Source organism: Stieleria sp., from assembly GCF_041595215.1.
Lineage (GTDB): Bacteria > Planctomycetota > Planctomycetia > Pirellulales > Pirellulaceae > Stieleria > Stieleria magnilauensis.
This window is the reverse complement of record NZ_JBFHKV010000582.1, coordinates 1-5,302: the sequence shown is the minus strand read 5'-3', so window position 1 is coordinate 5,302 and position 5,302 is coordinate 1. Positions and strand designations below refer to the sequence as shown.

General features: G+C 60.1%; 6 protein-coding genes. 3 read left to right on the top strand and 3 right to left on the bottom strand.

Annotation, left to right across the window (positions count from 1 at the left end; all coding sequences use genetic code 11):
* Nucleotides 1-711: hypothetical protein (locus ABX749_RS20530; RefSeq protein ID WP_372897616.1), on the bottom strand; the 711-nt coding region annotated here is incomplete at its 3' end.
* A gap of 178 nt (nucleotides 712-889) precedes the next feature.
* Between ABX749_RS20530 and ABX749_RS20525 the strand changes: the two genes are divergently transcribed.
* A complete protein-coding gene (locus ABX749_RS20525; RefSeq protein ID WP_372897615.1) occupies nucleotides 890-1,648 on the top strand; it encodes a GDSL-type esterase/lipase family protein in 759 nt (252 codons plus the stop codon).
* Between the two features lie 23 nt (nucleotides 1,649-1,671).
* Here ABX749_RS20525 and ABX749_RS20520 read toward each other — a convergent pair whose 3' ends face one another.
* Both ABX749_RS20520 and ABX749_RS20515 read right to left on the bottom strand, forming a co-directional pair.
* On the bottom strand, nucleotides 1,672-3,084 hold the full coding sequence (locus tag ABX749_RS20520) for a hypothetical protein (RefSeq protein ID WP_372897614.1): 1,413 nt from the start codon (nucleotides 3,082-3,084) through the stop codon (nucleotides 1,672-1,674).
* 17 nt (nucleotides 3,085-3,101) lie between these two features.
* The gene (locus tag ABX749_RS20515; protein WP_145215595.1) at nucleotides 3,102-3,485 is read right to left on the bottom strand and encodes a DUF6384 family protein; all 384 of its coding nucleotides are present in this window, start codon (nucleotides 3,483-3,485) and stop codon (nucleotides 3,102-3,104) included.
* 159 nt (nucleotides 3,486-3,644) lie between these two features.
* On the opposite strand from ABX749_RS20515, the gene ABX749_RS20510 reads away from it, so the two are divergent.
* Both ABX749_RS20510 and ABX749_RS20505 read left to right on the top strand, forming a co-directional pair.
* Complete coding sequence (locus tag ABX749_RS20510) at nucleotides 3,645-4,862, top strand: cell surface protein (protein WP_145215592.1); 1,218 nt, start codon at nucleotides 3,645-3,647, stop codon at nucleotides 4,860-4,862.
* Between the two features lie 4 nt (nucleotides 4,863-4,866).
* A complete protein-coding gene (locus ABX749_RS20505) occupies nucleotides 4,867-5,133 on the top strand; it encodes a hypothetical protein (RefSeq protein WP_145215589.1) in 267 nt (88 codons plus the stop codon).
* Nucleotides 5,134-5,302: the final 169 nt, after the last annotated feature.

Genomic DNA, 5,302 nt, shown 5'->3' with positions numbered 1-5,302 from the left:
GATGGTGATTCGGCCTTGGGGATCCAGTGCCATGCTGACCCATGAACCTTCGTCCGGTCCGGCCGAGCGAACCAGATCGACTTCGAAACCCGGCTGCGTCACAAAGGTTGCCGGGTCGGTCCCCGCATCCGCTCCGCTGGCGCGACGCCATTGTTCGTAGTCTTCGAAGGGCGAGATCTGGGCGAGTTCGGAAACGTTCCAAAACTCTCGTGCGACACGTCCCAAGGAGACGGCGGCGCCACGATTCGTCGTCCAATCCTGACCGCTGACAAGGGTCTCGACCGATCCATCCGCGTAGACCACTTCCAGGCTCATCGCGATGGCGGCCGGTCCGTCGCCGCTGGTGCAGTCGAGCGACACCTGATTCGTTCCCGTGACAAGCCGGTCGGTCACGTCCCACTGCATCCAGGGCGCGTATTCATCCAACTGGGCCAACGGTCGTCGGTTCAAGATCACCGAGCATCGCGTGAAGTCGGCGGCCAGATGCATCGTTGCACGAGCGACCGCCGCCCGGACCTGGAATGGTTTTGAAAACGTGACGCGCTGACCGGCGACGCGATCTTGGGTGCCCCAGATCCAGGCGGGGCGGGCGTTTGGGTCGACGCTGGCGATCTCGTCGGCCCTGACGTGTTCGCTGCCGACGGGAAGCAATGGTCCACCGCAGAGAGTCAGGGTGACGAAGACCAACGCGATGGGGTGCGGATGAATCAATGGAACGCCTCGGTAAAGTGGGACGACTCCATAGGATACGCGATACGATCGCAGCGTGGACCAATGGAGTCTCAGCGGTACCGCGGGGCGGCCTGGCCGGGGCGAGTTGGACTATGATGTGCCATTCGTTCACCGAGAGACTTTACCTTTTGACATTCCAACGAATGGGATCGAGTTGATGATGCGTTTGTTCTTGTTGTTTGTGACGTTCGTTGCCGCGGTTTCGTCCGGTACCCTGAATCTGGTCGCCCAAGACGGCCAGCCGGAGGGATCGGGAAGTGCCGAGGAGTTGTTGGCGCCGTACCGGGCCGCGGCGGAGAAGAAATGGTCAGACGACATCGCTGCGTTTGACGAACTCAATCGGACGGAATCGAATCCCGATGACGCAATCTTGTTTATCGGCAGCAGCAGCATCCGCCGCTGGTCGACGATGGCCGTCGACATGGCCCCGTACCGAACGATCCGTCGCGGCTATGGGGGTGCCAAGTTCACCGACATGGCCGTCTTTGTCGATCGATTGGTGTCGCCGCACCGGTACCGTGCGATCGTGATGTTCGTCGGCAACGGCGTGGTCGGAAACCCGGACGATCACACGCCCGACCAAATTGAGGCACTCGCCCGTCACATCGTCGCGGTGTCACACCAGCATCAGCCGGGTGCCCCGTTTTTTCTGATCGAGATCACGCCGTGTGAAAAGCGGTTTGACGCCTGGGGGAAAATTCGCGCGGTCAATGCACGGCTTCGCGAGATCGCACTTTCGACGCCCAACACCTATTTCATTCCGACCGCAAGCCATTACCTGAAATCGGATGGCACGCCGCGAGCGGAGTTGTTCGTCGAAGACAAACTGCACCTCAGCGAGGCCGGATATGACCTGTGGTCGACCTTGATTCGTCGTCGGCTGGACGACGTCTTCCGCGCGATCGCGGCCGAATAGCAAAAAAGGGCCCCTGACGCTTTTTAGTGGCCGCGGCGGCGGGCGGCTCGGTTGGTGTGGTCCTTTTGGGCCGCCCCGGCGGCGAGTGCCATCGCACCGATCAAGACTTGGGACATCGGGTGCGAGGCGACGTTGCCCAGTTGCTTGCTGAGCGTCGGCCCCCAACGCTGGGCGCGGCGGAGTCGGTCCCAGACGTCGTCGATGTCGCGTTCGTTCTTGGCCCGATGCAAGAGGTCCAGGATGTCTAGCGAGGGTTCGAAATGGGAACGCGCGGCGTCGAACTTTGCCGCGCGGAAACGTTGGATCAGCCGGCCGAGTGCTTCGATGCCGCGTTGCATGTCACGAATTTCGTCGTGATGTCGGCGGGTGTCGCCGTCCAGGTCGTCGAGTTTCTGGTCGACCCCCTGGATCCGAGCGACGATTTGATCATCGGTCAGCGAGGGGGTTCGGCGGGCGTTGGAGGCCAGGTCGCGGGCGTCGATCTCGGCGAGCCGTTCGCGAATCGCGGACACGGCCTCGCGGTAGTATTCTCCGCGGGTGTCTTCCAAGTCGGTTAGCTCGCGCTGGAGCGATTCGGTTTCGTCGCGGAGCTTGTCGAGTTCCACGAGTTGCCGCTCGCGGCGCTCACCCAACTGTTCGGCTTTGGAGACGGCGGCGGTCAGCCCGAGCCGCTTGACGACCAGGTCGCGTCGCTTTTCCAGTTCTTCCATCACGGTGTCGAGCGCCGCACGGTCCTCGCCGATCAGTTTGCGCATCTGGTCAGGAGTATCGGCCAGGAACTGGTAGCTCTGTCTGGCTTTGTGGTAATCGATGTATTTCGCCAGCCAACGATCCATCCGGCGTGTGAAGCCGCGTTTGCCGTACTGGTCGGTGCCGTACTTCTGGTCTCTCAGGTAGGTGAACAGGGTGCTGTTTTCGTAACCCGGCAGTTTTCGCGCGGCGTCCTGTTCGATCTCGTTCAGGTTGGCTTCGGCCCGCTCCAAGGCGGCTTCGGCCATCGCGGCTTGATTGGAAAGTGAAACAAAGGTTTCGTCGGCGGCCAATTCGGATTCGACTTGCGAGGCAAGTTCGTCTTGTTTGGTTTTCGCTTCGTCATAGTCGGCATTGATTTCCAGCAAACGCTCCTCTTGCAGCGAGCGCCGCTCGTTGGCTTCGGCCAGGCCGGCCGATACGCGACGCCGATGGTCTTCTTTTCGCATCAAGACCTGCTGCACGCGATCGCGGACTTCGCCCCAAGACGATTCGATCGACTCGCGGGTCAACTCCGGCAGGTAGTATTCCGCCAGATTGATCAGCGCGTCGCTGCGATCGTCACCCAATTGGTCTCGTTGGGCATCGATCGAGGAGCATTCGGACCGCATCTGGTCGATGCGTTGTTGCACGTCTCTGTATCCGTCCATCAGCAGACGGTGCATTGCCGGACCGGAAATCGTCATGTCACACGTATCCTGGGCTAACCGAAGAGGTACCAAAGGCCGCCGGCGAATCCCGCGACGCCGGCCATCGACCAAAGAATCTTGTCACGCCACACCCAGCAGTGGGCGAGAAAACGTTTCAACCCTGGCGCGGGATCCTGGTAGGTGTGCAGGGTTTCCATGTACTGGCCGATCGCCGCATCGATTTCTGCCTCGGTCACGTTATCGCCGGACAATCGCGCCGTCCGCATCAGTTTTTCGCGGAGGGCGACGCGGAGGTCATCCCGGCGAAACATCTCTTCGGCTTTCTCACGCTGGTCCCGCATTTCCCGGGCGACGTCCATCACCCGCAACGTTTCCTGCAGCGTCAGGTGTTGCCCGGGGACTTCGATTTGCGTCTGTTTGGCTTGTGCTTGGCTCATCGCGTTTGATGTGGGAAAACAGGGCGTGGGGGGCGGTGCCCAAGAATACAAGATACCGTCTCGATTGCGTCTGGGGCATCGGTGCGCTAACTTGGTAGGCGTGTTGACGCCCGTCGTCGGTTTCTTTCGCAACCATACATCCGTCAAAGACCCAAAAACATGTCCCAGCAAGCTCAAGCGTCTGCATCGCAATCCCAGTCTCAGCCCCGCGATACGAGCAAGATGCGAAAATACCTCAACGATGCGGTCCAGGTGTTGAAGGATTTCGGCGTCGACAGCAAGAGCGGAGCCCCTCAAGAATTGATTTCCCTGCTCGAAGGCGTCAAGCATCTCGATGAGGCCAAAGTGTTGGCGATCGCCGATGTGATTCAGCACATGGGGGCGTTCAACGCGTTGGTGCGAGAGAATGTCGAGAGCATCGAGGTCGGCAACCGGTACCTGCAGATCTCACAGGAATTCGACTCCGTCCGCGAGGACAGCAAGCGGTTGATCGCCCAGTTGGACGACGGTCGCATCAGCGGCACCGAAAAACTGTCCAACTGGTGGATGAAGATCCGCCGGGGGACGCCCAACGACCGCTTCGAAAAAATCGTCGAAATCTATTCCGACGTCGCCAAGGACACCAAAGAGGCACTCAAGAGCGAAGACCGGATCATGGACGCGTACATCGACTTTCGATTTGCGCTCAAGGAAGCCGAGGTGCTCGCACGCGAGCTGCTCGATGCCCACGCCCCACGGTTAGAAGCGGCTCAAAAGGCATTGTCGGACGCCCAAGAGGCTTTGGACAACTACACCGGCAGCGACGAAGGGGGCAAGAGCCAGTTGGAGCTTGCGCGTGACGAGACGCGTCAGAAGTATGAAGACGAGGACGAGACGTACCAGCTGCTCAAAGACATCGCCGAGAATTTGGAGATCGGTTACGACGTCGGTGAAACGTTGATCAGCAAGTTGAAACAAACGCACGATGTCAAGGAACGCGTCTACCGTCGCGCGGTCACGTTTTTCACGACCAACGAACATGTCTTCACAATCCTGGGCACGGTCTATCAAAGTCAGCACGGGCTCCACGAAGTCACCCAGGCGACCGAAGCGATGAAGGACGGCGTCAACAAGGGGTTGGAAGACGTCGCCAACTTGGGGCGTGAACTGGAACGCGCCGCCTTGAAGGCCGGATACGGCAGCACGATCAATCCTGAATCGGTGCAGAAACTGGTTGATGCGATCAGCGATTTTCAAATCGAGTCGTTGGAGATGATCGCTGAACTGCGCAAGGAGAGCGAAGAGAGCACGCGGGCGATTCGCAAAAGCGTCGAAGAGGGCAAGAAGAAGTACCAGGAAACACTCGCCCGACACGCCCGCGACCAGATCAATCGCTGAAGCCATGCCACTTGATCCCCTGAACCTCGCCCCCCTGACCGACGCCCAAAATCGATTCCGGCGCGAATTCAACGATTTCGCCCGGTTATGGCAGGAAACCAAACAGGACTGGCGAGACGATCGCGCGGCCCAATTCGAGCGGGAGTTTCTCGCCCCTCTGGGGCCGAGCCTGTCGCGGTTCGCGTCGACGCTGGCCGAATTCACCGAGACATTGCGGAAATCACAAGCCGCGATCAACGACACCGACCAACGTTCCGGCGAGCTATACTAGTAGTCTCTCGCAGCTCAATTTTCGGGTAGTGGACGAGGCGACGAGTCCCCTGTCGTCGGCGAGTCCCCTGTCGTCGGCGAGTCCCCTGTCGTCGGCGAGTCCCCTGTCGTCGGCGAGTCCCCTGTCGTCGGCGAGTCCCCTGTCGTCGGCAGATTGGCACGGACTCGTC

Bases quoted from the DNA above. Each gene is read 5' to 3' on its own strand.
- ABX749_RS20525 (WP_372897615.1), top strand. From the start codon at position 890: ATGATGCGTTTGTTCTTGTTGTTTGTGACGTTCGTTGCCGCGGTTTCG.
- ABX749_RS20520 (WP_372897614.1), bottom strand. From the start codon at position 3,084: ATGACGATTTCCGGTCCGGCAATGCACCGTCTGCTGATGGACGGATAC.
- ABX749_RS20515 (WP_145215595.1), bottom strand. From the start codon at position 3,485: ATGAGCCAAGCACAAGCCAAACAGACGCAAATCGAAGTCCCCGGGCAA.
- ABX749_RS20510 (WP_145215592.1), top strand. From the start codon at position 3,645: ATGTCCCAGCAAGCTCAAGCGTCTGCATCGCAATCCCAGTCTCAGCCC.
- ABX749_RS20505 (WP_145215589.1), top strand. From the start codon at position 4,867: ATGCCACTTGATCCCCTGAACCTCGCCCCCCTGACCGACGCCCAAAAT.